This window comes from Streptomyces sp. NPDC048436 (genome assembly GCF_043200355.1).
GTDB lineage: Bacteria > Actinomycetota > Actinomycetes > Streptomycetales > Streptomycetaceae > Streptomyces.
Genome location: NZ_JBICXP010000002.1, coordinates 913,900 through 940,585 on the forward strand (window position 1 = coordinate 913,900; position 26,686 = coordinate 940,585).

Annotated in this window: 25 protein-coding genes; 15 read left to right on the plus strand and 10 right to left on the minus strand. The window is 69.8% G+C overall.

Features of this window, described 5'->3' with window-relative positions; genetic code table 11:
- Window positions 1–74 precede the first annotated feature (74 nt).
- Genes ACGFX9_RS10540 through ACGFX9_RS10555 form a run of 4 tightly spaced genes read right to left on the minus strand, consistent with a single transcriptional unit; the run spans window position 75 to window position 3,846 of the window.
- The gene (locus ACGFX9_RS10540) at window positions 75–623 is read right to left on the minus strand and encodes a hypothetical protein (protein ID WP_393468350.1); all 549 of its coding nucleotides are present in this window, start codon (window positions 621–623) and stop codon (window positions 75–77) included.
- A 27-nt stretch (window positions 624–650) separates the two neighbouring features.
- Entirely contained in the window at window positions 651–1,547 is an 897-nt protein-coding gene (locus ACGFX9_RS10545; protein WP_393467914.1) for a carbohydrate ABC transporter permease, read from the minus strand.
- Window positions 1,544–2,533: a carbohydrate ABC transporter permease gene (locus ACGFX9_RS10550; RefSeq protein ID WP_393468353.1), complete on the minus strand. Its 990-nt coding sequence runs from the start codon at window positions 2,531–2,533 to the stop codon at window positions 1,544–1,546. The genes ACGFX9_RS10545 and ACGFX9_RS10550 overlap by 4 nt, the downstream gene beginning before the upstream one ends.
- Before the next feature lie 11 nt (window positions 2,534–2,544).
- On the minus strand, window positions 2,545–3,846 hold the full coding sequence (locus tag ACGFX9_RS10555; RefSeq protein WP_393467917.1) for an ABC transporter substrate-binding protein: 1,302 nt from the start codon (window positions 3,844–3,846) through the stop codon (window positions 2,545–2,547).
- Between the two features lie 300 nt (window positions 3,847–4,146).
- On the opposite strand from ACGFX9_RS10555, the gene ACGFX9_RS10560 reads away from it, so the two are divergent.
- The 13 genes from ACGFX9_RS10560 (at window position 4,147) to ACGFX9_RS10620 (ending at window position 18,918) form a co-directional block, all read left to right on the plus strand.
- A complete protein-coding gene (locus ACGFX9_RS10560) occupies window positions 4,147–4,791 on the plus strand; it encodes a GntR family transcriptional regulator (RefSeq protein WP_393467920.1) in 645 nt (214 codons plus the stop codon).
- Window positions 4,788–5,717, plus strand: a complete 930-nt coding sequence (locus tag ACGFX9_RS10565) for a dihydrodipicolinate synthase family protein (protein ID WP_393467923.1) — start codon at window positions 4,788–4,790, stop codon at window positions 5,715–5,717. The genes ACGFX9_RS10560 and ACGFX9_RS10565 overlap by 4 nt, the downstream gene beginning before the upstream one ends.
- Window positions 5,714–7,429: an L-arabinonate dehydratase gene (gene araD, locus ACGFX9_RS10570; protein ID WP_393467925.1), complete on the plus strand. Its 1,716-nt coding sequence runs from the start codon at window positions 5,714–5,716 to the stop codon at window positions 7,427–7,429. Before ACGFX9_RS10565 ends, araD begins: the two co-directional genes overlap by 4 nt.
- Window positions 7,430–7,529: 100 nt before the next feature.
- Window positions 7,530–8,486, plus strand: a complete 957-nt coding sequence (locus ACGFX9_RS10575; protein WP_393467928.1) for a carbohydrate ABC transporter permease — start codon at window positions 7,530–7,532, stop codon at window positions 8,484–8,486.
- Between the two features lie 32 nt (window positions 8,487–8,518).
- Window positions 8,519–9,397, plus strand: a complete 879-nt coding sequence (locus ACGFX9_RS10580) for a carbohydrate ABC transporter permease (RefSeq protein ID WP_393468356.1) — start codon at window positions 8,519–8,521, stop codon at window positions 9,395–9,397.
- The gene (locus tag ACGFX9_RS10585) at window positions 9,394–10,683 is read left to right on the plus strand and encodes a Gfo/Idh/MocA family protein (protein WP_393467931.1); all 1,290 of its coding nucleotides are present in this window, start codon (window positions 9,394–9,396) and stop codon (window positions 10,681–10,683) included. Before ACGFX9_RS10580 ends, ACGFX9_RS10585 begins: the two co-directional genes overlap by 4 nt.
- Window positions 10,684–10,690: 7 nt before the next feature.
- Complete coding sequence (locus ACGFX9_RS10590; protein ID WP_393467934.1) at window positions 10,691–11,545, plus strand: PmoA family protein; 855 nt, start codon at window positions 10,691–10,693, stop codon at window positions 11,543–11,545.
- A complete protein-coding gene (locus tag ACGFX9_RS10595; RefSeq protein WP_393467937.1) occupies window positions 11,542–13,092 on the plus strand; it encodes a family 43 glycosylhydrolase in 1,551 nt (516 codons plus the stop codon). The genes ACGFX9_RS10590 and ACGFX9_RS10595 overlap by 4 nt, the downstream gene beginning before the upstream one ends.
- Before the next feature lie 29 nt (window positions 13,093–13,121).
- Window positions 13,122–14,180 carry a polysaccharide lyase family 1 protein gene (locus ACGFX9_RS10600; protein WP_393467940.1) on the plus strand — a complete coding sequence of 353 codons (1,059 nt, stop codon included), beginning with the start codon at window positions 13,122–13,124 and terminating at the stop codon, window positions 14,178–14,180.
- Between the two features lie 75 nt (window positions 14,181–14,255).
- Window positions 14,256–15,602: an ABC transporter substrate-binding protein gene (locus tag ACGFX9_RS10605; RefSeq protein ID WP_393467943.1), complete on the plus strand. Its 1,347-nt coding sequence runs from the start codon at window positions 14,256–14,258 to the stop codon at window positions 15,600–15,602.
- A complete protein-coding gene (locus ACGFX9_RS10610) occupies window positions 15,599–16,417 on the plus strand; it encodes a rhamnogalacturonan acetylesterase (protein ID WP_393467947.1) in 819 nt (272 codons plus the stop codon). The genes ACGFX9_RS10605 and ACGFX9_RS10610 overlap by 4 nt, the downstream gene beginning before the upstream one ends.
- 2 nt (window positions 16,418–16,419) lie before the next feature.
- Entirely contained in the window at window positions 16,420–17,721 is a 1,302-nt protein-coding gene (locus tag ACGFX9_RS10615) for a polysaccharide lyase family 1 protein (protein ID WP_393467950.1), read from the plus strand.
- 84 nt (window positions 17,722–17,805) lie between these two features.
- On the plus strand, window positions 17,806–18,918 hold the full coding sequence (locus ACGFX9_RS10620; protein WP_393467954.1) for a pectinesterase family protein: 1,113 nt from the start codon (window positions 17,806–17,808) through the stop codon (window positions 18,916–18,918).
- 56 nt (window positions 18,919–18,974) lie between these two features.
- Here ACGFX9_RS10620 and ACGFX9_RS10625 read toward each other — a convergent pair whose 3' ends face one another.
- The 5 genes from ACGFX9_RS10625 to ACGFX9_RS10645 form a co-directional block, all read right to left on the minus strand.
- The gene (locus tag ACGFX9_RS10625) at window positions 18,975–19,817 is read right to left on the minus strand and encodes a pectate lyase (protein ID WP_393467958.1); all 843 of its coding nucleotides are present in this window, start codon (window positions 19,815–19,817) and stop codon (window positions 18,975–18,977) included.
- A 95-nt stretch (window positions 19,818–19,912) separates the two neighbouring features.
- The gene (locus ACGFX9_RS10630; protein ID WP_393467961.1) at window positions 19,913–20,785 is read right to left on the minus strand and encodes a hypothetical protein; all 873 of its coding nucleotides are present in this window, start codon (window positions 20,783–20,785) and stop codon (window positions 19,913–19,915) included.
- Complete coding sequence (locus ACGFX9_RS10635) at window positions 20,785–21,318, minus strand: SigE family RNA polymerase sigma factor (protein WP_393467964.1); 534 nt, start codon at window positions 21,316–21,318, stop codon at window positions 20,785–20,787. The genes ACGFX9_RS10630 and ACGFX9_RS10635 overlap by 1 nt, the downstream gene beginning before the upstream one ends.
- Window positions 21,319–21,467: 149 nt before the next feature.
- Entirely contained in the window at window positions 21,468–21,611 is a 144-nt protein-coding gene (locus ACGFX9_RS10640) for a hypothetical protein (protein WP_393467966.1), read from the minus strand.
- A gap of 69 nt (window positions 21,612–21,680) precedes the next feature.
- Complete coding sequence (locus ACGFX9_RS10645) at window positions 21,681–22,895, minus strand: RNA-guided endonuclease InsQ/TnpB family protein (RefSeq protein WP_393467969.1); 1,215 nt, start codon at window positions 22,893–22,895, stop codon at window positions 21,681–21,683.
- 50 nt (window positions 22,896–22,945) lie between these two features.
- On the opposite strand from ACGFX9_RS10645, the gene tnpA reads away from it, so the two are divergent.
- Together tnpA and ACGFX9_RS10655 are read left to right on the plus strand one after the other, a co-directional pair.
- Complete coding sequence (gene tnpA, locus ACGFX9_RS10650) at window positions 22,946–23,329, plus strand: IS200/IS605 family transposase (protein WP_393467972.1); 384 nt, start codon at window positions 22,946–22,948, stop codon at window positions 23,327–23,329.
- 144 nt (window positions 23,330–23,473) lie between these two features.
- The gene (locus tag ACGFX9_RS10655) at window positions 23,474–25,372 is read left to right on the plus strand and encodes a rhamnogalacturonan lyase (protein WP_393468360.1); all 1,899 of its coding nucleotides are present in this window, start codon (window positions 23,474–23,476) and stop codon (window positions 25,370–25,372) included.
- 80 nt (window positions 25,373–25,452) lie between these two features.
- On the opposite strand, the gene ACGFX9_RS10660 is transcribed toward ACGFX9_RS10655, so the two are convergent.
- Window positions 25,453–26,685 carry an alginate lyase family protein gene (locus ACGFX9_RS10660; protein WP_393467975.1) on the minus strand — a complete coding sequence of 411 codons (1,233 nt, stop codon included), beginning with the start codon at window positions 26,683–26,685 and terminating at the stop codon, window positions 25,453–25,455.
- Between the last annotated feature and the right edge of the window lies 1 nt (window position 26,686).

Consider the following 26,686-nt stretch of genomic DNA (forward strand, 5'->3'; position numbering starts at 1 on the left):
GTCCTTTCTCATTTCATGGGCATGACAGAAGGAGATGTGCGGGCAGCTCGGAGCGGGACCGTCCCTGAGGGGCGTCAGACCGCCGCGCCGCGCCGTTCGACCGCGAGCGCCGCCGCCGCGACCATCCCCAAAGTGGGGGCGGCGAGCGGCAGGGAGAACCAGCCGGACGCCGCGACCACGGCGAAGCCGCAGACGATCACCAGCGAACCGGCCGGGTCGCGCAGGGTGCGGCGCACCGCCTGGGTCAGGAGCGCACGCCATGACGCGTCGGGGCGCCAGTTCGCGGACGCCCGCAGCCCGGCGACGACCAGGACGAACAGGGCGATGACCCCGACCGCGCCGACGAACGCGCCACCGGGAAGTCCCGCCCGTACGAACGCGAGGTCGGCGAGGAGCAGGGCGAGCGCCGCCCAGCCGGCGACACCCACCAGCCAGCCGCGCCGCACCGCCGCACGCAGATCGGCGGTGAACTCCCGCCACCCGGAGGCCTCGTGGGCCAGATGCCGGTCAAGGTGGCGGGAGCCCGCGGCTAAGGCCGCGGGGAGCGTGATCAGCGGCAGGGACGCGAGCGCGATCCAGACGCCGGTCAGCAGACACTCGGCGAAGGCGCCGAAGCGGTCCATGAAGACGGATTTGCCGCGCACCCGGCCTCAGCCCTTCAGACCTGAGGTGGCCATACCGTCGATCAAGTACCGCTGAAAGGCCAGGAAGAACGCGAGGACGGGCAGCAGCGCGACGAGCGACATGGCGATCATGCCGCCGTAGTTGGCAAGCCCCTCCTGGTCGACGAACATCTTCAGGCCCAGCGAGACGGTGTACTTCGAGGGGTCGTTGAGATAGATCAGCGGCCCCATGAAGTCGTTCCAGGAGTTGATGAAGGTGAAGATCGCGCTGGTGATCAGCGCGGGCCTGCACAGGGGCAGCACGATCGACCAGTAGATCCGCAGATGCCCGCAGCCGTCGAGCCGCGCCGCCTCGTCCAGTTCCTTGGGCAGGTTCCGCATGAACTGCACCATCAGGAAGACGAAGAAGGCGTCGACCGCCAGATACTTGCCGAGCAGCAGCGGCGTATAGGTGTTGATCAGGCCCATCTTCTGGAACAGCACGTACTGCGGGATCAGGAGCACGTGGTACGGCAGCAGCAGGGTGCCGATCATCAGGGCGAAGAACACGTTGCGTCCGGCGAACTTGATGCGTGCGAAGGCGTAGCCCGCGAGGGAGCAGGAGAAGAGGATTCCGACCACGGAACCGAGGGCCAGGAAGAGGGAGTTGGTGAAGAAGGTGGAGATGGAGATGTCGGCGATGCCGTCGGCCAGGCCCTTGTAGTTCGCGACGACGGGGTCGGTCGGGAACAGATCGAGGCTGCCCACGATCTCGTCGTTCGGCTTGAAGGAGCCGCCGATGGCCCAGATCACCGGGTAGAGGACGACGCCGAGGACGGCGAGGGACCCGATGTGCCAGGCCAGCGAACCGGCCGAGCGGCGCCGACGGGCGGGCTTCGCGGGCCGTGCGGGCTGTACGGGCTGCTGTGCGGGCGACGTGGTCATCGGGAGCTCTCCTCGTAGTGCACCCAGCGCTTCTGGGACCAGAAAAGGACCGCCGTCACCAGCGCCACCGCGAGCAGCAGCATCCAGGCCATGGCCGACGCCAGGCCCATCCGGCTGTTCTCGAAGCCCTGGACGTAGAGGTAACAGGTGTAGACGAGCGAACCGTCCGCCGGGCCACAGGCGTTGCCGCCCGCGCCACCGCCGACGATGTACGCCGAAGCGAAGATCTGGAAGGAGTGGATGGTCTCCAGAAGGACGTTGAAGAACAGGACGGGCGAGATCATCGGCAGCGTGATGTGCCAGAACCGCCCCCAGGTGCCCGCGCCGTCCATCTCCGCCGCCTCGTACAGCTCGCGCGGCACCTGCTTCAGACCGGCCAGGAAGATGACCATCGGCGCGCCGAACTGCCAGACGGTGAGCGCCACCAGGCTGTAGATGATCCACTGCGGGTCGCCGGTCCAGCCGCCCACGTCCACGCCGAACAGGGCCCGCTGCGTACGGTCCACGATGGCGTCGTCCGAGAAGATCGCCTTCCAGACGACGGCGATCGAGACACTGGCGCCGATCAGGGACGGCGCGTAGAACGCGGCCCGGTAGAAGGCCTGTCCGCGGCGCTTCTGGTTGAGCAGCAGCGCCACCCCGAGGGCCGCGGCCAGCTTGAGCGGGGTGCCGACGACGACGTACCAGAGCGTCACCTCCACCGACTTGCGCCAGCGCGGGTCGCCGAACATCTCCGTGAAGTTGTCCAGGCCGATCCACTTCGGGGCGTCGAAGAGGTTGTAGTCGGTGAACGCGAAGTACAGCGAGGCGGCCATGGGGCCCGCCGTCAGCAGGAGGAAGCCCGCGAGCCAGGGCGACATGAACAGGAGCCCCGCGAGGTTCTCGCCGCGCCGCCGCCGCCGGGCGGCCTCCGGGAGGCGGGGGCCGCCCGGCGGCTTCGGTTCCTTGGCCACGGGCGGGGCCACGGAGGTCTGCGGGGACGCCATCGTGCCGCCCATCAGGACCCGAGAGCGGTCTTGCACTCGGTGAAGAACTGCTTCACCGCTTCGTCCACCGACCGCTCCCCCATGGCCAGTTCCTCCGCGATGCGCAGGAACGCCGCCTCACAGACGTCCGCTCCGGCCGGGTGCGGCGTGATGGTCTCAAGGACACCGGCGTCGACCAACTCCTGTTCGTACGCGGCGATCTCCTTGTTGACCCCGGCGATCACCTTGTCCTTCTCCTCGGCGGGCTTGTACGCCTCGTACTGCGCCTTGGTGGTGGGCACTCCGCGGTCGTAGCCCATGATCTTGGCGACCTCGGGATCGTGCACCATGAAGTCGATGAACTGCGCGACCTCCTTGGGGTGCTGGGTGCGCTTGGAGCCGCTGAGCATGAGCGAACCGAGGTACTGGCCGGTCTTCTTGCCGTCGGTCGTCGGCAGCGGCGCCAGGCCGTACTGGCTCTTGCCCTCGGCGGTGTAGCGGACCGTGAAGTTGTCCCAGGTGAACTCGGAGGCGGCGATCTCGGCGGCCACGGCCGACTTGGGCTTGATCTGGGCGACCTTCTTCGGGTCGGCGTAGATCCCCGACTTCACGCCGGCGTACCCCTTGGTCCACCACTCCTTGAGGTCGGCCTCGTCGAAGCCGAGGCCGTCCTTGGTGAAGAAGGCCTTGCCCTGCTGGCGCAGATAGGGGTCGTAGAGGTACATGACTCCGTAGAGTCCGCTGTCGCCCGCCCTGCCCTGCCGCTTACGGATCTTCTCCATCGCGGTGTGGAAGTCGTCCCAGGTCCAGCCCATCTTCGGGGTGACGCCGGCCTTCTCGTAGACCGGCTTGTCGATCACCAGGGCCATGGAGTTGCTGCCGACCGGAACACCGAGCAGCTTGCCGTCGACCTCGCCGAACTTCTCCAGGCCGGCGCGGAAGCCGTCCATGCGCAGGTGGCCCGCCTCGGCCTGCGCGCGCAGGTCGAGCAGGACGTTCCGCTGGTCGTACTTGCGCAGGAAGCCGATCGCGTTCTGGAAGACGTCGGGCGGATTGCCGCCGGATGCCTGGGTGTTGAACTTCTTCCAGAAGTCGAGGTAGGGCTGGAAGTCCGTCTTCACCTTGATCTTCGGGTACTTCTTCTCGAAGAGCTCGATGGTCCGGTTGATCCGCTTGGCACGGTCGTCGGAGCCCCACCACGCGTACCGGATGGTGACGGTCCCGTCCCCCGATCCGCTGCCGCCACAGCCCGCCGCGGTCAGCCCGATGGCCGCCAACGAGCCACCAGCCAGCTTCAACAGGCCGCGCCTGTCAACTTCCCCATATGTGGGCACAGTTCGTCCTTCGTCCGGGCGATTGAATCGTTTTAGGAAAGCGCTTGCCGGGACAAGGTAGGGAGCTGCGGTGGGTACGTCAACGGTCCGGGCGGTAACGGTCGAAGCGCTTCGAGTACGTGCAGTACGAACCGACCGACCGCGGCGGACCAACTCCGCGAAGTCGACCGGGTTTTCCTGCTCGAAACATTGACGCGGGCCAGTCGGACCCTTAGCTTCATCGCGTCGTACTTCGTACGTCATATATGAGACGCGATACGCGATGACTGCACGACGGCTGCACGACGACTGAGAGCATCGATGAACTTTGCGCCCCACCCCATCCCCTCGCGCACGCAGTACGTGCTCGAAGCGGTCAAGCACCGCATCCTCACCGGGCAGCTCGCGCCCGGCCAGCCCCTCGTCGAGACCGAGCTGGCCGCCCAGTTCGGGGTCTCCAAGACGCCCGTACGGGAAGCACTGAAGACGCTCGCCGGGACCGGCCTCGTCGTGATGAGCCAGTACAAGGGGGCCACCGTGCGCACGGTGGACGCGGCCATGGCGCAGGAGGTCTACGACGTACGCCTGCTGCTCGAACCGGAGGCCCTGCGGCGCACCGTCTGCAACGGGGCCCTCCTGGAGGAGGCACGCGACGCCCTGGAGCGGGCGGACACCGCGACCGACGCGGCCGAACGCTCGCTGGCCAACCGGGCCTTCCACCGCGCGCTCTACGTGCCGTGCGGCAATCCGCTGCTCTCGCGCATGCTCGACGACGTGCGCGACCAGGCGGCCCTGGTCTCCGCCGTCGCCTGGGCGACCCTGCCCTCCTGGGAACGGGAAGCGGCCGAGCACCGCGAGATCCTGCGGCTCGCCCTCGCGGGGGAGGCCGACGCGGCGGCGCGCGGACTCCATGACCACATCGCCTCGTTCGTGCGGCGCGCTTTCCCGGAGGGGGATCACCGATGACCGGCAGGACCACCCGCACCACGGACTTCGAAGCGGCGCGTGCCGCGCTCGCCGACGTCGTCGCCATCACGGTGACGCCGTTCGCCGATGACGGCTCCGTGGACCGGGACACCTACCGCGCCCTGGTGCGACGCCTGACCGACGGCGGTGTCCGCACCCTGACCCCCAACGGCAACACCGGCGAGTTCTACGCCCTTGATCCCGAGGAGCGGCGCCTGGTCACGGAGCTGACCATGGAGGAGGTGGCCACGAGCGGCGCCACCGTCCTCGTCGGCGTCGGGCATGACCTGCCGACCGCGGTCGCCGCCGCCCGGCACGCCCGGGACCTCGGGGCCCACATGGTGATGGTCCACCAGCCGGTGCATCCCTACGTGTCCCAGGACGGCTGGGTCGACTACCACCGTGCCATCGCCGACGCCGTGCCCGAGCTCGGCGTCGTCCCGTACATCCGCAATCCCCGCCTTACCGGTCAACGCCTCGCGGAGCTCGGCGAGTTGTGCCCCAATGTGATCGGCGCGAAGTACGCGACGCCGGACGCCGCCGCCTTCGCCGCGTTCGCGCGTGACGCGGGGCTCGGCCGCTTCGTGTGGGTGGCGGGGCTCGCCGAGCTGTACGCACCCGCCTACTGGGCCGTCGGCGCCAGCGGCTTCACCTCGGGTCTGGTCAATGTCGCGCCCGAGGTGTCGCTGAGCATGCTGCACGCGCTGCGGGCGGGCGACTATCCGGCGGCCATGGACGTCTGGGAGCGCATCCGCCGCTTCGAGGAACTGCGCGCCGCCGACCAGTCCGCGGACAACGTCACCGTCGTCAAGGAGGCCCTGGCCGCGCTCGGCCTGTGCCGCCGCGAGGTGCGTCCGCCGAGCCGGGTGCTCCCGGAGGACCGGCGGGCCGAGATCGAGGCCCTGGTGAAGGAGTGGGCGATATGAGGCCCGACGAGCTGCGCAGCCACCAGTGGTACGGCACCGACGGCCTGCGTTCCTTCAGCCACCGGGCACGCACCCGGCAGCTCGGGTATCTGCCCGAGGAGCACATGGGAAAGCCCGTCATCGCGGTCCTCAACACCTGGTCCGACATCAACCCCTGCCACGTCCACCTGCGCGACCGCGCCCAGGCGGTCAAGCGGGGCGTGTGGCAGGCCGGTGGCTTCCCCCTCGAATTCCCCGTCTCCACGCTCTCGGAGACGTTCCAGAAGCCGACCCCGATGCTCTACCGCAACCTCCTCGCCATGGAGACGGAGGAGCTGCTGCGGTCCTACCCGGTGGACGGCGCGGTCCTGCTCGGCGGCTGCGACAAGACGACGCCCGCGCTCCTGATGGGCGCCGCGAGCGTCGACCTGCCGGCCCTCTTCGTGCCGGCGGGGCCCATGCTCCCGGGCCACTGGCGCAACGAGGTGCTCGGTTCGGGCACCGACATGTGGAAGTACTGGGACGACAAGCGCGCCGGGCTCATCGGCGACTGTGAGCTGGCCGAGCTGGAGAACGGCCTCGCCCGCTCCCCCGGCCACTGCATGACCATGGGCACCGCATCCACCCTGACCGCCGCCGCCGAGGCACTCGGTGTGACGATGCCCGGCGCCTCCTCCATCCCCGCGGTCGACTCCGGGCACGACCGGATGGCGGCCGCGTCCGGGATGCGGATCGTCGAACTCGTACGCCAGGACCTGCGGTTGTCGCGGTTCCTGACGCAGGAGGCGTACGAGGACGCGGTCGCCACCGTCCTCGCGCTCGGGGGCTCCACCAACGCCGTCATCCACCTGATCGCGATGGCGGGCCGCAGCGGCGTACGGCTCACGCTTGACGACTTCGACCGGATCGCGCGGACCGTGCCGGTCCTGGCCAATCTGCGGCCCGGCGGGCAGTACCTCATGGAGGACTTCCACTTCGCGGGCGGACTCCCCGCGTTTCTCGCCCAGTTGACCGACGTGCTCCACCTCGACCGGCCGACCGCCGCCCACGACACCCTGCGCGAGCAGCTCGCGGGCGCGACGGTGCACAACCCCGACGTCATCCGACCGAGGGAGAAGCCCCTGGCGGACGAGGGCGGCGTCGCGGTCCTGCGCGGCAACCTCTGCCCGGACGGCGCCGTCATCAAGCACATCGCGGCCGAGCCGCACCTGCTGCGGCACACCGGCCCCGCGGTCGTCTTCGACGACTACAAGGAAATGCAGCGCACCGTCAACGACGAGTCGCTCGGCATCACCGCCGACCACGTCCTCGTGCTGCGGAACTCGGGCCCCAAGGGCGGCCCCGGCATGCCCGAGTACGGCATGCTCCCGATCCCCGATCACCTCCTGAAGCAGGGGGTGCGCGACATGGTGCGGATCTCCGACGCGCGGATGAGCGGCACGTCGTACGGCACCTGTGTGCTGCACATCGCACCCGAGTCGTACGTCGGCGGGCCGCTCGCCCTGGTCCGCACGGGCGACCTGATCACCCTGGACGTCGAGGCGCGCTCGCTCCATCTCGACGTGTCCGACGAGGAGTTGGAGCAGCGCGGGGCCGCGTGGACCGCGCCGCCCGCACGCTACGGACGCGGCTACGGCGCGCTCTACAGCGAGCAGATCACGCAGGCCGACACCGGCTGCGACTTCGCGTTCCTGGCCCGTGACGGCGAGGTCCCCGACCCTTACGCGGGCTGAGCTCCCGCCGCTCCACCTTTTGTACGTGATTTCGAACGACGTCTGCGAAGCGCTTCATCTCGCGGACTGTGAAGCAGACCCTGAGAACGGAGAAGCAGACATGGCCTCAGCTGTGGCGAAAGCGCCACCGCAGCCGCCGCCCCGCCGCCGAGCGACGGGTGCGCACCGGCGCCGCACGGGGGCGACTCCCCGCCGGCTCCCGTATCTGCTGATCGCACCGGCCGGCCTCCTGATGCTGGGCTTCATCGCCTACCCGGTCATCAGCGTCTTCTACTACAGCCTCCAGCACTACAACCCCACCAAGCCCTGGCGGGACGGCTTCGCGGGCTTCGACAACTTCGTCACCGCGTTCACCGACGACCCGCAGTTCTGGCAGACGCTCGGCTTCAGCCTCCAGTGGGTGGCCGTCGAAGTCGTGCTGCAACTGCTCCTCGGCCTCGGGCTCGCGCTGCTCGTCAACCAGACCTTCATCGGCCGTGCGATGGCCCGCGCCCTCGTCTTCTCGCCGTGGGCCGTCTCCGGTGTGCTGACCTCGACGATCTGGCTGCTGATCTTCAACTCGCAGACGGGCATCAGCCGTTACCTCGCGGACATGGGCATCGGTTCGTACGGGACGTCCTGGCTCTCGGACACCAGCACCGTCTTCCCCGCCGTCGTCATCGCCGAACTCTGGCGCGGCGTCCCCTTCTTCGCGATCCTCATCCTCGCCGACCTGCAGTCCGTCTCGAAGGACCTGTACGAGGCGGCCGAGGTGGACGGCGCGAGCCGCTTGCGGCAGTTCTTCCACATCACGCTGCCGCACCTGAAGGACGCGATCATCCTCTCCACGCTGCTGCGCGCGGTCTGGGAGTTCAACAACGTCGACCTGCTCTACACCCTCACCGGCGGCGGACCCGCGGGCGAGACGACGACCCTGCCCCTGCGTATCGCGTCCATCGCCGTCGACTCGCACGACTTCGGCTACGCCTCCGCGCTGACCTCCATCGCGTTCGTGATCCTCCTCTTCTGCTCGATGGTCTATCTGCGGCTGAGCAAGTTCGGGGGTCAGGACAAGTGAGCACCACTCAGCAGGTCGACAGGGACACCGACATGGTGGAAACCATCGCGTCCGCCAAGGCCGTCACCGGCCGCCGCCCGCGCGCGCCGAAGCGGCGCGCCTGGGACGAGGCACCCCGCTGGCAGATCTACCTGCCGCTCGGCCTCTATCTCCTCTTCACGATCATCCCCTTCTACTGGATGCTGCTCTTCGCGATCCGGCCCGCGGGCTCGACCTCGCTGCTGCCGTGGCCGCTGACGTTCGAGCACTTCGACAAGGTGTGGACGGAGCGCAGCTTCGGGCTCTTCTTCCAGAACAGCCTGATCGTGGGCGCCCTGTCGATGCTGATGACGACCCTCGTCGCACTCGCCGGCGGGTACGCCCTGGCCCGCTTCAACTTCAAGATCAAGCGCGGCTTCATGCTGGCGCTGCTGTGCTCGCAGTTCATCCCGGGCGCGCTGATGCTGGTGCCGCTCTTCCAGATCTTCGCCAACCTCCAGATGATCAACTCGCTCGGCAGCGTCATCATCGCCGAGACCGTCTTCCAGCTGCCGCTGTCGATGATCCTGATCAGCGGGTTCATCAAGAACGTGCCGTACTCCCTGGAAGAGGCCGCCTGGGTCGACGGCTGTGGGCGCTTCCGCGCCTTCTGCGCCGTGGTCCTGCCGCTGCTGCGGCCCGGTCTGATCGCCGTCGGCTCCTTCGCCTTCGTGCACAGCTGGAACCACTTCCTGTTCGCCCTGATGTTCCTCTCCAACCAGGACAAGCAGACGATCCCGGTCGGCCTCGCCACCCTGATGGGCGCCGACAGCGTCGACCTCGGCGCGCTCGCCGCGGGAGGCGTCATCGCCGCCCTGCCCGTCGTGATCGTCTTCGCGTTCATCCAGAAGTGGCTGGTCACGGGGTTCAGCGCGGGGGCGGTGAAGGGATGAGTCCCCGACTGCCGTCGCCCGCGCCGCGTGGCGGGGCGTCCACCGCCCCCGGCACCCCGCTGCCGCTGGTCCTGGCCGGGGCGCGCGGGCACGGCCGTTGGCATCTGGCGAACATCCGGCGGCTCCAACAGGCGGGCCTCGTACGGCTCGTGGGGATCTGTGAGCTGGAACCACTGACCGTCGCCGAACTCGACGGGATCGGCGAGCCCGCGCAGTCCGCGGACTTCGCGGGTCTGCTCGACGCGACCGGAGCTGCCGCCGCCGTCATCTGTACGCCCATCCCCACCCACGCCGACCTGGCCGTCGCCGCCGCCTCACGGGGTGTGCACCTGCTCCTGGAGAAGCCCCCGGCCCCTTCGTACGCCGACTTCGAGCGAATCACGGAGGCGGTGGACGCCGCGGGTGTGGCCTGCCAGGTCGGGTTCCAGTCGCTCGGCTCGCACGCCGTGCCCGCCATCCGCGAGCTGGTCGCGGACGGTGTGATCGGTGAGCCGCTCGGCGTGGGCGCTGCGGGTGCCTGGGCACGGGACGAGGCGTACTACCGGCGAGCGCCCTGGGCGGGGCGGCGCCGGCTGGAGGGCGTGGACGTCGTGGACGGCGTCCTGACCAACCCCCTCGCGCACGCCGTCGCCACCGCCCTGGCCGTCGACGGGTCCACACGGGCGGATGACGTCACGCGGGTGGAGACGGAACTGTTCCGCGCCAACGACATCGAGGCCGACGACACCTCGTTCGTCGGGATCACCACCGCGCGCGGCAGGCGCATCGGCGTCGCGGCGACCCTCTGCGCCGAGCGGCCCGACGAGCCGTACGTCCTGGTCCACGGCGCGCAGGGCCGCATCACGTTCTGGTACAAGCAGGACCGGGTGCTCGTGCAGCGCACCGGACACGGACCCGAGGAGGTCCTTCACGGGCGGACGGACCTCCTCGAAAACCTCGTCGACCATCTCGCGGGCCGCGCGGAGCTGCTGGTCCCGCCGGTGTCGACGGGCGCCTTCATGAAGGTCGTAGAGACGATCCGCCGGGCGCCCGACCCGCGCCCTCTGCCCGACGAGGCCTGGCGCACCGTCACCGGGGAGCCCGAAGGCGCCCGGCGACGGGTCGTCCACGGCATCGACGGTCTGGTCTCGGCGAGCGCCGACACCCTGTGCGGCTTCGCCGAGCTCGGCACGTTCTGGGCGCTGCCCGACCAGGTGCCTGCGCCTGTCTCTCGGACCGCCGCTGGGACCTCCACCTCTCGCACCCCCACCTCTCGCACCCCCACCGCCGAGACCCCACCGAGGTGAGAACGCCATGAACAGAACCGCGACCGACACCGCGCTCATGCTGCGCTGCTCGGGCCGCCCCGTCGGCCGCTACGTCATCCACCCCTCGGTCGACCAGCGGCTCGCGCCGCGCCCCTACCTCCACCCCGTCCGCACCTTCGGCGGCATCCCCGTCACCGAGTCCGGCCCGGCCGATCACCCGCACCACCTCGGCGTGGGCGTCGCCGTGCCCGACGCGGCGGGCCGCAACTTCTGGGGCGGACGCACCTACGTACGCGACCAGGGGCCGACCGAGCTCGACAACCACGGCGAACAGCGCCACCTGGAGTTCAAGCTGCGCGACCCCGACGGCTTCGTCGAGGAAGTGGGCTGGCTCGACGGCGAGCGCGAGCTGCTGCGCGAGCGGCGCACCGTCGCCGTCACGCCCCTCACCACGTCCGCCTGGGCCCTGGACTTCACGTTCTCCCTGACCAATCCGGCCGCCGAGGAGATCTCGATCGGCAGCCCCGCCACCAACGGCCGCCCCGGCGCCGCCTACGGAGGCTTCTTCTGGCGCGCCCCCAAGGAGCGGCGTGCCCCTGAGGTGTTCACCGCGGACGCCGAGGGCGAGGCCGCCGTCCATGGCGCGACGGCCGACTGGCTGGCCCTTTCCGGCCACGGCTGGACCCTCGTCTTCGCCGGGGCGACGCCCGATACCCGGCGCGACCCGTGGTTCGTGCGGACCACCGAATATCCGGGCGTCGGCTCCTCGCTCGCCCATGACCGGCGCCTTTCGATCGGCGCCGGCGAGACCGTCGTACGCCGTGTCATCACCGTCATCGCCGACGGCCGCCCGGGCCGGGCCGAGGCCGCGGCGCTCGTCCGCAAGGCGGTGACCGCGTGAACGCACCCCGCGCCCACGGCTTCGATCGGACGGGTGACCTCGGCGACGGGACCTACCGCAATCCCGTTCTCGCCGCCGACTGGTCCGACCCCGACGTCGTCCGGGTCGGCGACGACTTCTACCTCACCGCGTCCAGCTTCGGGCGCGCCCCCGGCCTGCCGCTGCTTCACTCCCGGGACCTGGTGAACTGGACCCTGGTCGGGCACGCCCTTGAGCGCCTTGAACCGGCCGAGGCGTTCGCCGCGCCCCGGCACGACTGCGGGGTGTGGGCGCCGTCGATCCGGCACCACGACGGGCGGTTCTGGATCTTCTGGGGCGACCCCGACCACGGCGTGTTCCAGATCAACTCTCCCAGTATTCGCGGGCCTTGGAGTGCTCCGCATCTCATCAAGCCGGGCAAGGGCTTCATCGACGCCTGCCCACTGTGGGACGAGGAGAGCGGCGAGGCGTATCTCGTGCACGCCTGGGCCAAGTCGCGCTCGGGCGTCAAGAACCGGCTCACCGGCCACCGCATGAGCCTGGACGGCCGTGAACTCCTGGATGAGGGGCGGGTGTTGGTCGACGCCGACCACATCCCCGGCTGGTTCACGCTGGAGGGGCCCAAGCTGTACCGCCACGACGGCTGGTTCTGGATCCTCGCTCCCGCGGGCGGGGTGGACACCGGCTGGCAGGGCGCCTTCCGGTCGCGGACCTTCTTCGGGCCCTACGAGGAGCGGATCGTCCTGGAGCAGGGTGCTACCGCCGTCAACGGCCCCCACCAGGGTGCGTGGGTGAGCACCCCCTCCGGAGAGGACTGGTTCCTGCACTTCCAGCAGCGGGGGGCGTACGGGCGGGTCGTCCATCTGCAGCCGCTGCGGTGGGGGGCGGACGGCTGGCCGGTGATCGGGGAGGGCGGCGCCCCCGTCCTCGTACACGAGAAGCCCGCACTGCCCCAGCAGCCGGTGTCCGCGCCCGCCACCGACGACGACTTCCCCGGCGGACGCCACGGCCGCCAGTGGCAGTGGTCGGCCAACCCCCGTGACGGCTGGGCGACTTCGCACGCGGCGGACGGACTGCGCCTCGCCTGTGTGCGCTCCGCCGACGCCCACGACCTGCGCCGCCTGCCGCACGTCCTGACCCAGCGCCTGCCGCTCGCGCCGTGCACCGTCGAGGTGGGCCTCAGGCTCGACGGCGCGGCGGCCGACGCAAGGGCCGGGCTCGCCGTGCTCGGCGACGCGTTCAGCTGGATCGGCCTCGAACGGGGCGAGGACGGGGCGGTGCGCCTCGTGCACCGGTTCGCCGAGTCCGTCGCCGAGCGGGAACGGGACGCCGCGACGCCGCGCCCCGCCCCCGACGGCACCGCGCGGCTGCGGATCGAGATCACCGGCGGCGCCCGCTGCCGCTTCTCCGCCGACACCGGCGACGGCTTCAAGCCATCGGGCCAGGTCTTCGCCGCGACTCCATGGCGCTGGGTCGGCGCGCTGCTCGGCCTGTTCGCCACGGCCCCCGCCGGCCAGAACGGGGCAGGGAACGCCCTGTTCACCCACTTCCGGATCACCACCGACTGACCCTGCCCGCACGCCTGTTGGGAGCCGCAATGGAGCAGCACCTGCACAGCACAAGACGCCTGAGGGCCCGCGCCCTCGCGGCGGCGGCCTCGCTGGCCGTCGTCCTCGGTCTGACGGCCGTGCACCACCCCGCGCGAGCCGCCGCCGCACCGGCCCCGGCCCACGACCGCCTCTCCGGCACCGCGCACGGCTTCGCCTCGCTGGCCGGAGGCACCACGGGAGGCGCGGGCGGCAAGGTCGTCACCGTCAGCGACCGTGCCTCGCTCGCCCGGTACGCGGGGGCCGAGCAGCCCTACGTCATCCGGGTCAAGGGCACGGTGGCCGTCGAGCCGTTCGGCTCGGACATCGTGGTGGCGTCGGACAAGACGATCGTCGGCGTCGGCACGTCCGGCGAGATCGTCCACGGGGAGCTGCACCTGAACCCCGGCACGAGCAACGTCATCATCCAGAACCTCACCATCCGCGACTCGTACGTGGACGGCGACTGGGACGGCAAGACGCAGGACTTCGACGCGATCCAGCTGGACTCCGTCGACCACGTCTGGATCGACCACAACCGCCTGACGCGCATGGGCGACGGCCTGATCGACCTGCGCAAGGACAGCGAGTACGTCACGGTCTCGTACAACCGCTTCGAGAACCACAACAAGGCGTTCGGCATCGGCTGGACCGACCAGGTCAAGACCCAGGTGACCATCGACCACAACTGGTTCAGCGGCACCAAGCAGCGCAACCCCTCCGCCGACAACTGCGCGTACGCGCATCTCTACAACAACTACGTGTCGGCGCAGGTCCGCGACGGCGACCCCGTGTGGACCTACGGGAACTGGGCGCGCGGCAAGACGAAGATGGTCATCGAGAACAGCTTCTACGAGGACGTGCAGCACCCTTACCAGGCCGATGCCACGGCCGAGTTGGTGCAGCGCGGATCGATCACGAAGAACACGACGGGCCGCCACGACACGTGGGGCGCGGCCTTCGAGCCGCGCGACTTCTACGCCTACCGCCTCGACCCGGCGTCCGCCGTCCCCCGCCTGGTGACGAAGTTCTCGGGCCCGCAGAAGGCCATCGGGACGACCAGGCCCTGAACGTCACCTCCCGACACCCCCCTCAGTGCCCCCAATACCCCGCACCACCCGTACATCTGGAGAAGAGAGCCGACCATGAACAACACCATCCGAAGAAGCAGCCGCCGTCGCGCCCTGGCCGCCGTCGCCCTCACCGCCACGTTCGCGCTGACCGCCACCGCCTGTGGTGACGACGGCAGCGGCGCCGGCGGGGACAAGGGCGACGAGGGTTCCGGGAAGGGCGAGATCACCTTCTGGGACAACAACGGCGGGGTCCGCACCGACGTCTGGAAGGAGATCATCAAGGACTTCGAGGCGAAGAACCCGGACATCAAGGTCAAGTACGTCCCGATCCCCGCCGAGAGCGTCCAGTCCAAGTACGACACCGCCATCCAGGGCGGCGGCCTGCCGGACGTCGGCGGCGTCGGCGCCGCGATGCTCGCCGGGATCTCCGCGCAGAACGCCCTTGAGCCGCTGGACAAGCGGCTGACCGAGAGCTCCCTCGACGGCAAGCTGAACCCCGGCATGGTCGACAGCGTCCGGGCGGCGGGCGGCGGCAACCGGCTCTTCACGGTGCCGACGTCGGCGAGCAACGGCGTGCTGTACTACCGCACCGACCTGTTCAAGGCGGCGGGCCTGGAAGCCCCCACCACCTGGGGCAAGTTCTACAAGGCGGCCGACAAGCTCACCGCCAAGGGCGAGAACAAGTTCGGGTACACCATCCGCGGCGGCGAGGGTTCCATCGCGCAGGCGCTCGACGCGGCTTACGGCCAGTCCGGCATCGGGTCGTTCTGGGACGGCGAGAAGACCACCGTCAACGACCCGAAGAACGTCGAGGCGTTGAAGAAGTACGTCGCCCTGTACAAGAAGAACACCCCGGCGGCCGACGTCAACAACGACTTCAAGAAGATGAACGCCCAGTGGGACACGGGCCAGATCGGCATGCTGAGCCACAACCTCGGCTCCTACACGGACCACGTGAAGGCGCTCGGCGAGGGCAAGTTCCGCGGTCTGCCGAACCCGACGACCGACGCGGGCGTACGCGTCCAGGTGTCCAACCCGGTCGACGGACTCGGTCTGTTCAAGTCCAGCAAGAAGAAGGCCGCGGCCTGGAAGTTCATCGAGTTCGCCGCATCGCACGAGTCCAACAGCAAGTGGAACAAGTCGGCGGGCGCCATCCCCGCCAACACCGCGGCCTCCAAGGACGCCTGGGTGAACGCCGCCGAGCCCACGAAGCTGGCCGCCGCCGCGCTCAACGACGGCTCCCTGAAGGTCGTGCAGCTGCCGTACTACCTGCCTGACTGGAACACCATCAGCAAGGCCGACAACGAGCCGAACTACCAGAAGGTCCTGCTCGGCAAGATGTCCGCCAAGGACTTCCTCGACACCCTCGCCGAGCAGCTCAACAAGGCTCAGGCCGAGTGGAACGACCAGAACAAGTGACAGCGCGCCCACCGCACGGCGTCTCCCGGCGCCGTGCGGCCGCGGCCCTCGCGAGCCTTCCCCTCGCGGCGGCCGCGGCGCCGGCCGCCTTCGCGCGTTCAGCGGGGACCACATCCGTGAGCACCCTCTACATCGCCGGTGACTCCACCGCCGCGCAGAAGTACGCCGACGCGGCGCCCGAGACCGGCTGGGGCATGGCCCTGCCCTTCTTCCTCCACCGTCGGCTGCCGGTCGCCAACCACGCGATGAACGGCCGCAGTTCGAAGAGCTTCTTCGACGAGGGCCGCCTCGCCGTGATCCTTGAGGCGATCAGGCCCGGCGACCGGCTCCTCGTCCAGTTCGCCCACAACGACGAGAAGAGCGCCGACCCGGCGCGCTACACCGAGCCCTGGTCCACCTACCAGGAGTACTTGATGCGGTACGTCGACGGGGCGCGCTCCCGTGGCGCGTCGCCGGTGTTCGCGACCGCCGTCGAGCGCAGGAAGTTCGACGCGGGCGGCAACGCCCTGCCCACCCACGGCGACTACCCGGCGGCGATGCGTGCCCTCGCGAAGGCCGAGGACGTACCGCTGCTCGATGTGCAGGCCCTGTCGCTCGCCCTGTGGCAGAAGCTCGGCGTCGAGGAGACGAAGGCGTACTTCAACTGGACCGCCACCGAGCAGGACAACACGCACTTCAACCCGCCGGGCGCGATCGCCGTGGCACGCCTGGTGGCCGCCGAGCTGCTGCACCGCCGTGTCCTCGCACCGCGTGACGTGCGGCGGCTCGACGACGCGATACCCGAATCCTGGATCACCTGGCCGGAAGGACCGTGACGATGAAGACGAAGCGCATGGCTGTCAGCAGATCACTCGCCGCACTCGCGGGGTGCACCGCCCTAGTCGTGGCCGTCACGGGCACGACGTCCGCCTCCGCTTCGGGGGGCGGTGGCGCGCGTGACGTGCTGCCGCCCCGCGACGGGTGGGCCTCGCTGGACGGCGGGACCACCGGCGGCGCCGGAGCCGACGCCGCGCACACCTACACGGTCACCACTTGGGAGGAGTTGCGCGCCGCGCTCGCCGACGACGGTGGCGCTCCCCGGATCATCAAGGTCAAGGGCACCCTGAACGCCACGGCGGCGGGCTGCGCCGCCTTCGAGGCCGAGGGCTACGACTTCGACCAATACCTCGCCGACTACGACCCCGCCGTGTGGGGCCTCGACACACCGGTCAGCGGCGCGCAGGAGGACCTGCGGGCTGCGTCGGCGAAGCGGCAGGCCGCGGCGATCAAGGCGTACGTCCCCGCCGACACGACCATCGTGGGCGTCGGCAAGGACGCCGGGATCGTGGGCGGCAGCCTGCAGATCCAGGGCGTGGACAACGTCGTGGTCCGCAACCTCACCCTTGAGAGCCCGCTGGACTGCTTCCCGCAGTGGGATCCCACGGACGGCGCCACCGGGGCGTGGAACTCCGAGTACGACGGCATGGTCGTGTACGGCTCGACGCATGTGTGGGTCGACCACAACACGTTCACCGACGGGGAGCATCCGGACAGTTCGCTGCCGTCCTACTACGGAGAGATCTACCAGCAGCACGACGGCGAGCTCGACGTCGTACGCGGCGCCGATCTGGTCACCGCGTCCTGGAACGTCTTCGCCGACCACGACAAGACCCTGATGATCGGCAACAGCGACAGCGCGGGCGCCACGGACCGCGGCAAGCTGCGGGTCACCCTGCACCACAACGTCTTCAGGGACATCGTCGAGCGGGCGCCGCGGGTCCGCTTCGGGCAGGTAGACGCGTACAACAACCACTACGTGGTCCCCGAGGGCGGCTATCAGTACTCGTTCGGCATCGGCCTGGAGTCCCAACTGGTCGCCCAGAAGAACGCGTTCACGCTCCCGGCCGGGGTCAGTGCCGCGAAGATCCTCAAGAAGTGGAAGGAGGCGCCGGTCACCGCCGACGCCAACTACGTCAACGGCAAGCGCGTCGATCTGATCGCCGTCCACAACGCCGAGATGCCGGCGGAGACGCTCCAGCCGGACGCGGGCTGGACGCCGGTCCTGCGGACGCGGGTGGACGACCCTCGCAAGCTGCCGGCGCTCCTGAAACACGGCGCGGGCGCGGGCAAGCGCCGCTGACCGTCTCTTCTGTCCTTCCTCTCCCCTCCCTTTCTCTTTCCTCCCTCCCTCTTTCCTGTCGAGCCGCACAGCGAAGGACCTGTCATGCCCGCATCACTTCCCCAACTACCCGTCAGCCGCCGCGCGTTGCTAGCGGCGGGCGGCGGGGCCGCGCTGGCCATCGGGCTCGCCTCCCCGGCCGGCGCCGCCGCGCGCCGCCCCTTCGGCCCGTACGGGTCCCCGGCCGCCCGCCGCACTCCGAAGACTCTGTACGTGGATGCCGCGGGCCGCGGCGACCACACCACGGTGCGGGCCGCGGTGAACGCCGCGTCCGGCACCGGACACACCCTGGTCATCGCCCCGGGCACGTACCGCGAGACGGTGGCCGTGCCCGAGGCGGGTGCCGGGCTCACGCTCATCGGGGCGAGCGGCGACCCGCACGACACGGTCATCGTGTACGACAACGCGGCGGGCACCCCCAAGCCCGACGGAACCGGCACCTACGGCACCAGCGGCTCCGCCACCACGACCGTGCGGGCCGCTGATTTCACCGCCCACGCGCTCACGTTCGCCAACGACTGGCTGCGTGCCGACCACCCCGACTACACCGGCACCCAGGCCGTCGCCCTGAAGGTCATGGGCGACCGCTCGGCGTTCTTCCGCTGCCGCTTCCTCGGTCATCAGGACACGCTGTACGCCGACACCCTGGACCTGGGTTCCTTCGCTCGCCAGTACTTCCGCGACTGCTACGTGGAAGGGGATGTCGATTTCGTCTTCGGGCGGGCCACCGCGGTCTTCGAGCGCTGCCACTTCCACACGCTGACCCGCGGTGACCTGGCCGCTCCCCCGTACGGCTTCGTCTTCGCACCCTCGACGGCCGTCGCCAACCCCCGTGGCTACCTGGTGACCCGCGGCCGGGTGACGAGCGGCGCCCCGGACGCCTACTACAAGCTGGCCCGCCCCTGGGTGCCCAGCTCGGACACGACGGCCCGCCCGATGCTGACGGTGCGCGACACCCACCTGGGGCGCGGCATCGACGCGGCGGCTCCCTACGCGAACATGCGGGACACCTACCCCTGGCAGGCCCAGCGGTTCGCCGAGTACCACAACACGGGCCCTGGCGCGGCGCTCCCCTTCCCGGAGAACCGGCCTCAACTGACCCGCACCCAGGCCGAGTCGGCGACCCGCTCGGCCTACCTGGCCGACTGGACGCCGTAACAGAAGGGCCACCGGTGACGGTCACGTCACCGGTGGCCCGCTCGTCGGCCAGGTGGCTACTGGTAGCTGATGTCCGACGCGCTGTACTTGCAGTACGTCCCGTCAGGGCCGCTGCCCGTCTCCTTGGGCTCGGCGCCCGTGTTGTTGCCGGTGAAGCGGACGCACGGCTTGATCTTCTTGCTGCTGTCGCCGTGGATGCGGACCTTGGTCAGGGTGGCCGTGTCGCCGTAGTTGGTGTTGATGCCCACCAGGGACTTGCCGGGCGCGGTCACGTCCACGTCGTTGACGGTGATCGTGCGCTTGTACTGCTTGGAGCAGTTGCCGCAGGAGCGCACCAGCTTGCCGAAGTCCGAGACCTGGAATCCGCTGATGTTCAGCTTCCCGGCGCCGTTGAACTGCAGGACCTTGTCGTCGGCCTTCCTCGCGCCGCCGCCCGTCACGTTGTACACCGAGCTCGACGAGGTGCCCTTGAAGGTGGCGGCGTCCTCGCCGACGTCCTCCCACCACACGTTCTGGATGGTGCAGCTGCCGGAGCAGTGCACGCCGTCGGCGGCCGGGGAGCCGAGCACGACGTTCTTCAGGACCGCGCCGTCCTTCAGCTTGAAGATCGGATCCTGGCCCTCCTCCTGGCCGTCGCCGCCGAGGTCTCCACTGCCGTAGAAGCGCTTGAGGCCGCCGTCGTAAGTGCCCGACACCTCGATGGTCTTGGTGACGGGCTTGTTCCCGGTGGGCGTCGGCCAGGCGGCGGCGGTGGTCGCCGCTCCCGCCGGGGAGAGCAGCACGTTGGCGCCGACCGTGGCGCCGGTCAGCAGGAACGCTCCGCTCACCGCGCCCACGACGCGGCGGCGTGTGAGGCGACTCTTGCGGCTCTTGCGCAGTTCGGCTCGTTGTGTGGTCATGGGGACCGTTCTTTCGCTGGGGGGACGACCTTGCGTCTGGTGGTCTCCGCCCGGATGCGGAAGGTTGCCGCCGTACGAAAGATTTCTCCGGCGGCCTAGGACGTGCGGGCGAAGTCGCCGCGCACCGCGGCCTTCTTGCCCGATGCGTCCGCCTGCGCCGCGTACGTGTCGTCCCCGGCGTCCCTGCCGCCCTTGGCGTGGTTGTACTGACCGGCGAAGACGTGCTCACCCGCCGGGACGCTGCGGCCCGCCTTCAGCGTCCAGCGGTAGACAAGGTCGTCGCCTTCTTCGCGTACGGAGACGCTGAAGTCGTCGGCGGGCAGGGAGCGCCAGTTGCCCGTGTCGGCGACGCCGCCGGTCCGGGCGACGCGCAGTTCGACGGTGAGCGCGGTGAGCCGTTTCTCCGTCTTGAAGGTGAGGGTGCTCTGCGCCCAGAAGTCGTTGCTCTGCGGGTCGATGGAGCCGTCACTCCACAGATAGCCGTCCTCGACGTCCGTGGCGCCGGGGGCCACGGGCTGCCGCGAGGACGGGGGGCCCTGCTTCTTGGGCTGCCTGTCCGCGCCTTCGCCGTCGCCCTTGCCCGTCGAGCTCTCGGTGGGCTTGCCCGGCGGGTGCGCGGGCTCGGCCGGTGAGCTGGGCTTGGCCGTGGCGTCGTCCGGCGGGGACACGGAAGGCCGCGGCTCGGAGGGCGTCTCGGGGGCGGCGGGCGAGCCGACGACGCGGGAGGGGCCCTCGTCCTGGACGACGGAGGCGACCGCGTAGCCGCCGAGTGCGAAGACTCCGGCCACGGCGGCCGTAGCTCCCGTGATCCGCAGCCAGGGGGCCGGCCGTGGCGGCCTGGCATGGGAGGAGACCGCCGGGTCGGCGGCGTCGCGCTCCATGCCGCGCTCGACCCGGGCCAGCATCCGCTCCCGGTCGGGCCGGTGCTCGGCGGCGGCGTCGCGCAGCCGCTTGCGTACGTCGTGCATCACTGCCTCCCTCCCACGAGTTGTGACGCGGCCCGCTCACCCAGGAGCCGTTGCAGCTCCGCCATTCCCTTGGACGTCTGGCTCTTCACCGTACCGACCGATATTCCCAGGGTGAGCGCGGTGTCCTTCTCCGACAGATCGAAGGCGTGCCGCAGGACCACGCACGCCCGCTTACGGAACGGCAGCGTACGCAACGCCTCCTGGACGTCGACGACCGCCGGTACGTCAGGGCCGTCCACGCCCTCGGAGCGCAGCTCCCAGAACAGGGCCACTCTGCGGCGCTCCCGGACGGCGCTGCGGATGCGGCTGCGCGCCATGTTGGCGACGACACCTCGGGCGTACGCGGCCGGATGATCGGCGGCGCGCACCCGGTCCCAGCGGTGCCAGAGCGCGACCAGGGCGTCGGCCGCGAGGTCGTCCGCCGCGTCCTTCTCCCCGGTCAGCAGGTGGGCGAGGCGGGCGAGTTCCGCGTAATGCCGCTCGAAGAAGTCATGGAACTCCGCGGCGGCTGCGTCGTCGACGGCTGTCCCCACGGGTGACCTCTTTCTGTGTGTTCACGGCTCTGCGCGCACCGTGCCGGCCCCCGTGCCGCCGGAGCGCGGTGCGCGAGCATAGCAACGTCTGTGCGAGACACCGAACAACGTCCGGGATCTCAGGCAGGTCCGGTCCAACCGGATGATGGCTATCCGGCTCGGTTCAGGTACTGCGGGACCGGCGCCGCGTCCGTTCCCGTGTCCCGTACGTAGCCGTAGCGCACCACCCCGCGTGCGGGGTCCGGGGGCTGGGTGATGTCTTCGGCCACGGCGGCCCAACTGGTGGGCTGCACGATCAGGTTGTAGTCGGCGCCGCGCTCATTCTGGTGACTCCTCCCCCTCGTAAACAAGGGGGCTTCTCGCTATGCCGGGTTGGCTTCGCGACGGACCAGCCCGGCCCGTAGAACGTTGACAGCTCCGACTGTGTCGGCGTGCGCGCTGTGGCCGCACGAGACGCAGTGGAACTTGTCCTGTGTGGGCCGGTTCTCCTTGGTGGTGTGCCCGCATGCGGGACACCGCCGGGAGGTGTTGCGGGGGTCCACGGCGATCACTTCCCGTCCGGCGCTTTCAGCCTTGGCGTGCAGGATCGTCAGGAACACCCCCCATCCGGCGTCAGAGATCGAGCGGTTGAGCCCAGCCTTGGACGTGGCCCCGTTGGGCAGGAAGCTGCCCGGCTTGCCGGGGTCCGGCTTCGGCGCGGGGGCCCGGCTCATGTTGCGGATCTTAAGGTCTTCGTGCGCGATGAAATCATGCTCACGGACCAGGCCGAGGGCGGTCTTGTGGGCGTGGTCGATCCGCTGTCGACGGACCTTGCCGTGCAGCCCTGCGACCTTCTCCACAGCGCGCTGGTGGTTGGCGGTGCGGTCCTTGGCCTTGCGGCGGGGGAACCGGGACAGCGCCTGCTGCGCGGCTTCGAGCTTCGCGGCGGCCCTGCGCCCGTGACGAGGGCTGGGAACGAACTGGCCGCCTGAGTCGGCGAGGAAGTTGGCGATACCGAGGTCGATCCCGACGACGGAGCCGGTCGCGGGCAGCGGCTTGGGCTGGTCCTGCTCAGCGGTCAGGACGACGAACCACTTGCGGCCCTCGCGTTTGACGCTGACGGTCTTGACCTTGCCGGCCACCGGCCGGTGCTGGTTGACCTTGACGTGCCCGACGCCCTGGAAGCGGACGCGGGTGAGCGGGTCGTGTGGGGTGGAGTCCCAGCGGCAGCCGTCTCCGTCCTTGGGGAAGTCCACCGTGTCGAACCAGTTCACACCGCGAAAACGTGGGTAGCCGGGGGCGTCCCCGGCCTTGATCCGGCGGAAGAACGCGGCGAATGCTTTGTCCAGACGCCGCAAGGTGGCCTGCTGCGAGGAGAACGACCAGCGGCCCTGACGCTCAAGGTCGAACGCCCGGATGCCCTTGAGCTGTGCGGACTGGTCGCCGTACTTGATGCTCGTCCTGGAGCTGTGCCGCCAGGCGTCGCGGCGTTCCTGCAAGGCCCCGTTGTACAGGGAGCAGTGATCCCGCAACATCTCGCCGAGCGCGATCGTCTGGCTCACGGTGGGCCGCATGAGGAACTTGTACGCACGGATCACCAGGCCCACCCCCTCCGGTCTGGCCCTACTGATCATACTGCGCTTGGTGTATGTCACCACGCTGGGAACCGAATCCTGATATCCGCACCGGCCGTCATGTCGCCTACGACCTGCACGCGCACTTGGTGTTTGTGACGAAATACCGGCGCGGGGTGCTCGACGACCAGATGCTCAGACGCTGCGAGGAGATCATGCGCGAGGTATGCGCCAGCTTCGAGACCGAGTTGCGCGAGTTCAACGGCGAAGCCGACCACGTACACCTCCTCGTGCACTACCCGCCGAAAGTCGCCCTGTCCAAGCTGATCAACTCTCTCAAGGGTGTCAGCTCCAGATTTCTGCGCGCCGAGTACACCGGCCGGATCAACCGGATCGGCATGGGGACGCTTTTCCCTCCCCGGCTGAAGACCCCCGCCGGGGGCGGGAACTGTACCTGACCAGGCCATGAACGGAGACGCGTGGACGGCACCGCGGATAACAGAAAATTCCCCGCCCCGGAAAATCCCGTGGCCACCGGCAACCTTTCCGCGGCCGGCGGCGACTGGTCCACGGCACTGTCTCTCTCCCCGCAGGAGCACCCCATGCCGCAGCACCCGCACACGGAACGCCACCGAAGAGGACGCAGGGGACGCCGGTCCCGCGCCCGGGTCCTGGTCACCGCCGTGGTCGCGGGCGCCCTCGCCGCCGGCGAGCTCATCGCCCTGTCGTCCACCTCGTCCGCGGCCACCACCCGCCAGGCCGAGGCCCTGGACCGGGGCGTGGTCAGTGTGCACACCGACGCGGGCAACCTGGTCAGCTGGCGCTGGCTCGGCACCGATGACGACGACGTGGCCTTCAACGTCTACCGGGGCGGTACGAAGGTCAACTCCTCGCCGGTCACCGGCTCGACGAACTACTTCCACGCGGGCGCCCCGAACAGCGCCGACTACACCGTGCGCGCCGTGGTGGACGGCACCGAACAGGGCGACTCCGTACACGCGGTGCAGTTCCGCACCGGGTACAAGGACGTGCCGATCACGCCGCCCGCCGGAGGCACCACCCCGGACGGCGTCGCGTACACGTACGAGGCGAACGACGCCTCCGTGGGCGATCTGGACGGGGACGGCGCCCTGGAATTCGTACTGAAGTGGCAGCCCACCAACGCCAAGGACAACTCGCAGTCCGGCTACACCGGCAACACGATCGTCGACGGCATCAAGCTGGACGGCACCCGGCTGTGGCGGATCGACCTGGGCAGGAACATCCGCTCGGGCGCGCACTACACGCAGTTCCAGGTGTACGACTACGACGGTGACGGCGAGGCCGAGGTCGCCATGAAGACCGCGGACGGCACGAAGGACGGGGCGGGCAAGGTGATCGGCAGCTCATCCGCCGACCACCGCAACTCCAGTGGGTATGTCCTTGCCGGGCCCGAGTACCTGACCATGTTCAACGGCCGGTCGGGCGTCGCGATGGGCACCGTCGACTACGTCCCCGCGCGCGGCAGCGTCGCGGGCTGGGGCGACAGCTACGGCAACCGCGTGGACCGTTTCCTGGCGGGGACCGCCTACCTCGACGGCAGCCGCCCCTCGCTGATCATGGCCCGCGGCTACTACACGCGCACCGTCATCGCCGCCTGGGACTGGCGCGGCGGCGCGTTCACCCGGCGCTGGACGTTCGACAGCAGTTCCTCGACGAACTCCGGAAAGGGCTACGACGGCCAGGGCAACCACAGTCTGTCGGTCGCGGACGTGGACAGTGACGGCAAGGACGAGATCGTCTACGGGGCGATGACCGTCGACGACAACGGCAACGGCCTGTGGACGACCAAGCTCGGGCACGGCGACGCCGCTCACGTCGGCGACCTCGATCCCTCGCGCCCGGGCCTGGAGTACTTCAAGGTCTCCGAGGACAGCTCGAAGCCGGGCTCCTGGATGGCGGACGCCCGCACCGGGCAGCGCCTGTGGACCACGGCGTCGGGCTCCGACAACGGCCGGGGCGTGTCCGCCGACATCTACGCCGGTTCGCCGGGCGCCGAGTCCTGGTCCGCGGCCGACAGCACCCTGCGCTCCCCCGCAGGGGCTTCGGTCGGCCGCGAGCCCTCCAGCGTCAACTTCGTGAACTGGTGGGACGGCGACACCACCCGCGAACTCCTCGACGGCACCCGGATCGACAAGTACGGCACGGGCGGGGAGACCCGGCTCCTGACGGGGGCCTCCGTGGCGTCCAACAACGGCACGAAGGCGACCCCCGCGCTCTCCGGCGACATCCTGGGCGACTGGCGCGAGGAGGTCGTCTGGCGCACCTCGGACAACAAGGCGCTGCGGATCTACTCCACCCCGCACGAGACCGGCACGAAGATCACCACGCTGCTCCACGACCTCCAGTACCGCACGGCGCTCGCGTGGCAGAACACGGCGTACAACCAGCCGCCGCACCCGAGCTTCTTCATCGGCTCCGGCATGGCGAAGGCGCCGCGCCCGGTGGTCACCACCCCCTGAGGGGGCTCCTGAACACCCGGTGGCGGGGCTGTCGTCCCGTCCCGCCACCGGTGACCCGCCCCGCTGTACCCGCCCCGCTCCTACTTCGCGTACGCCAGTGTCCCGAAGCCCAGTTGGTCGAAGCCCCCGCTGTTCGGGCCGTAGTCACCGCCGCCGCCCTCCGGACGCGTCTTCTCCGCGAGGGCGGTGATGTACGGCACGGCCAGTCTGCGGCGGCGCGCGTAGTGGAAGTGCAGGAGGTCCCACACCGGGCGGGCCTGGCCCCGGCCTGCTTCGGAGATGACGGTCTGCTCGCGGTAGGCGCAGTTGGTGCCCGTGCCCCAGGTGTACTTGGTGAAGGGGACCGACTGGCCGAGGTTGTACTTGGCGACGTACTGGGCGGCCTTCATGAAGCGGTTGGAGTCGTAGCCGTAGAGGTCGTCGCCCTGGTTCCACGCCATCTCGCAGAGCGCGCCCATCAGGCCCATGCCCATCACGGTGTGGCCCTGGTCGCGGCCCGACTCCTGCCACTGGGCGAGGCCTTCACCGTCGTACACGAAGGGGACGGCCTTCTTGATGGAGCCGTTGCCCGCGCCGTTCTTGAAGTAGTCGACGGCCTGGTCGTACTTGGTCCTGTCGTCGCACAGGATGCCGATCGCCATGACCGAGGCCATGTTGCACAGGTCCCAGTTGGCCCAGTAGTTGGTGACGCAGGCGCCGTTGTGGTGCTTCAGGAAGTCGTCGTTGAGTGGGTAGAAGACCTTGAGCAGCATGTTCTTGAATCGGCCGAGGTCGAACCCGTCGTAGCCGCGCATGAGTTCGGCCGCGTTGGCGAACTGGTAGCCGTAGATCCCGGCGGCGAGGAACCGGTCGGCGTTTCCCGTCACCTCGGTGAGCGTGGCGGACCAGGCGTTGAGGATGTCGCGCGCGGTGTCGCCGTGCGCGGCGGAGCCCTCGATCCGCCAGCGCAGGGCGCTCTGGTAGGCGGCGTGGATGTCGTTGTAGAGGGTGGGGTAGTTCTGGCCCGTACCGCCGCGGATGATGGTGGCCCGGGGGCTCGCCTTCCAGGTGGCCGCCGAGTGCCTGTTGCCGGTCAGCTTCTGCCGGCCGGGGGTCCAGGGCGCGGCCCCGGCGGCGACCTTCACCTTGGCGCGGTTGAGGTCACCGGCGTTGTGCAGCATGCCGGGGTGGGCGAAGGCCGCGGGGGCGGCGTCCGCCTTGTCCTCCGGGAGGGCTGTCGCCACCGCGCCGCCGGCGGCACCCGCGGCGACGAGGCCGCCGGTGAGCTGGAGCATGGAGCGGCGGCTGAGCCGGTGCTTGTTTTCGTGACCCATG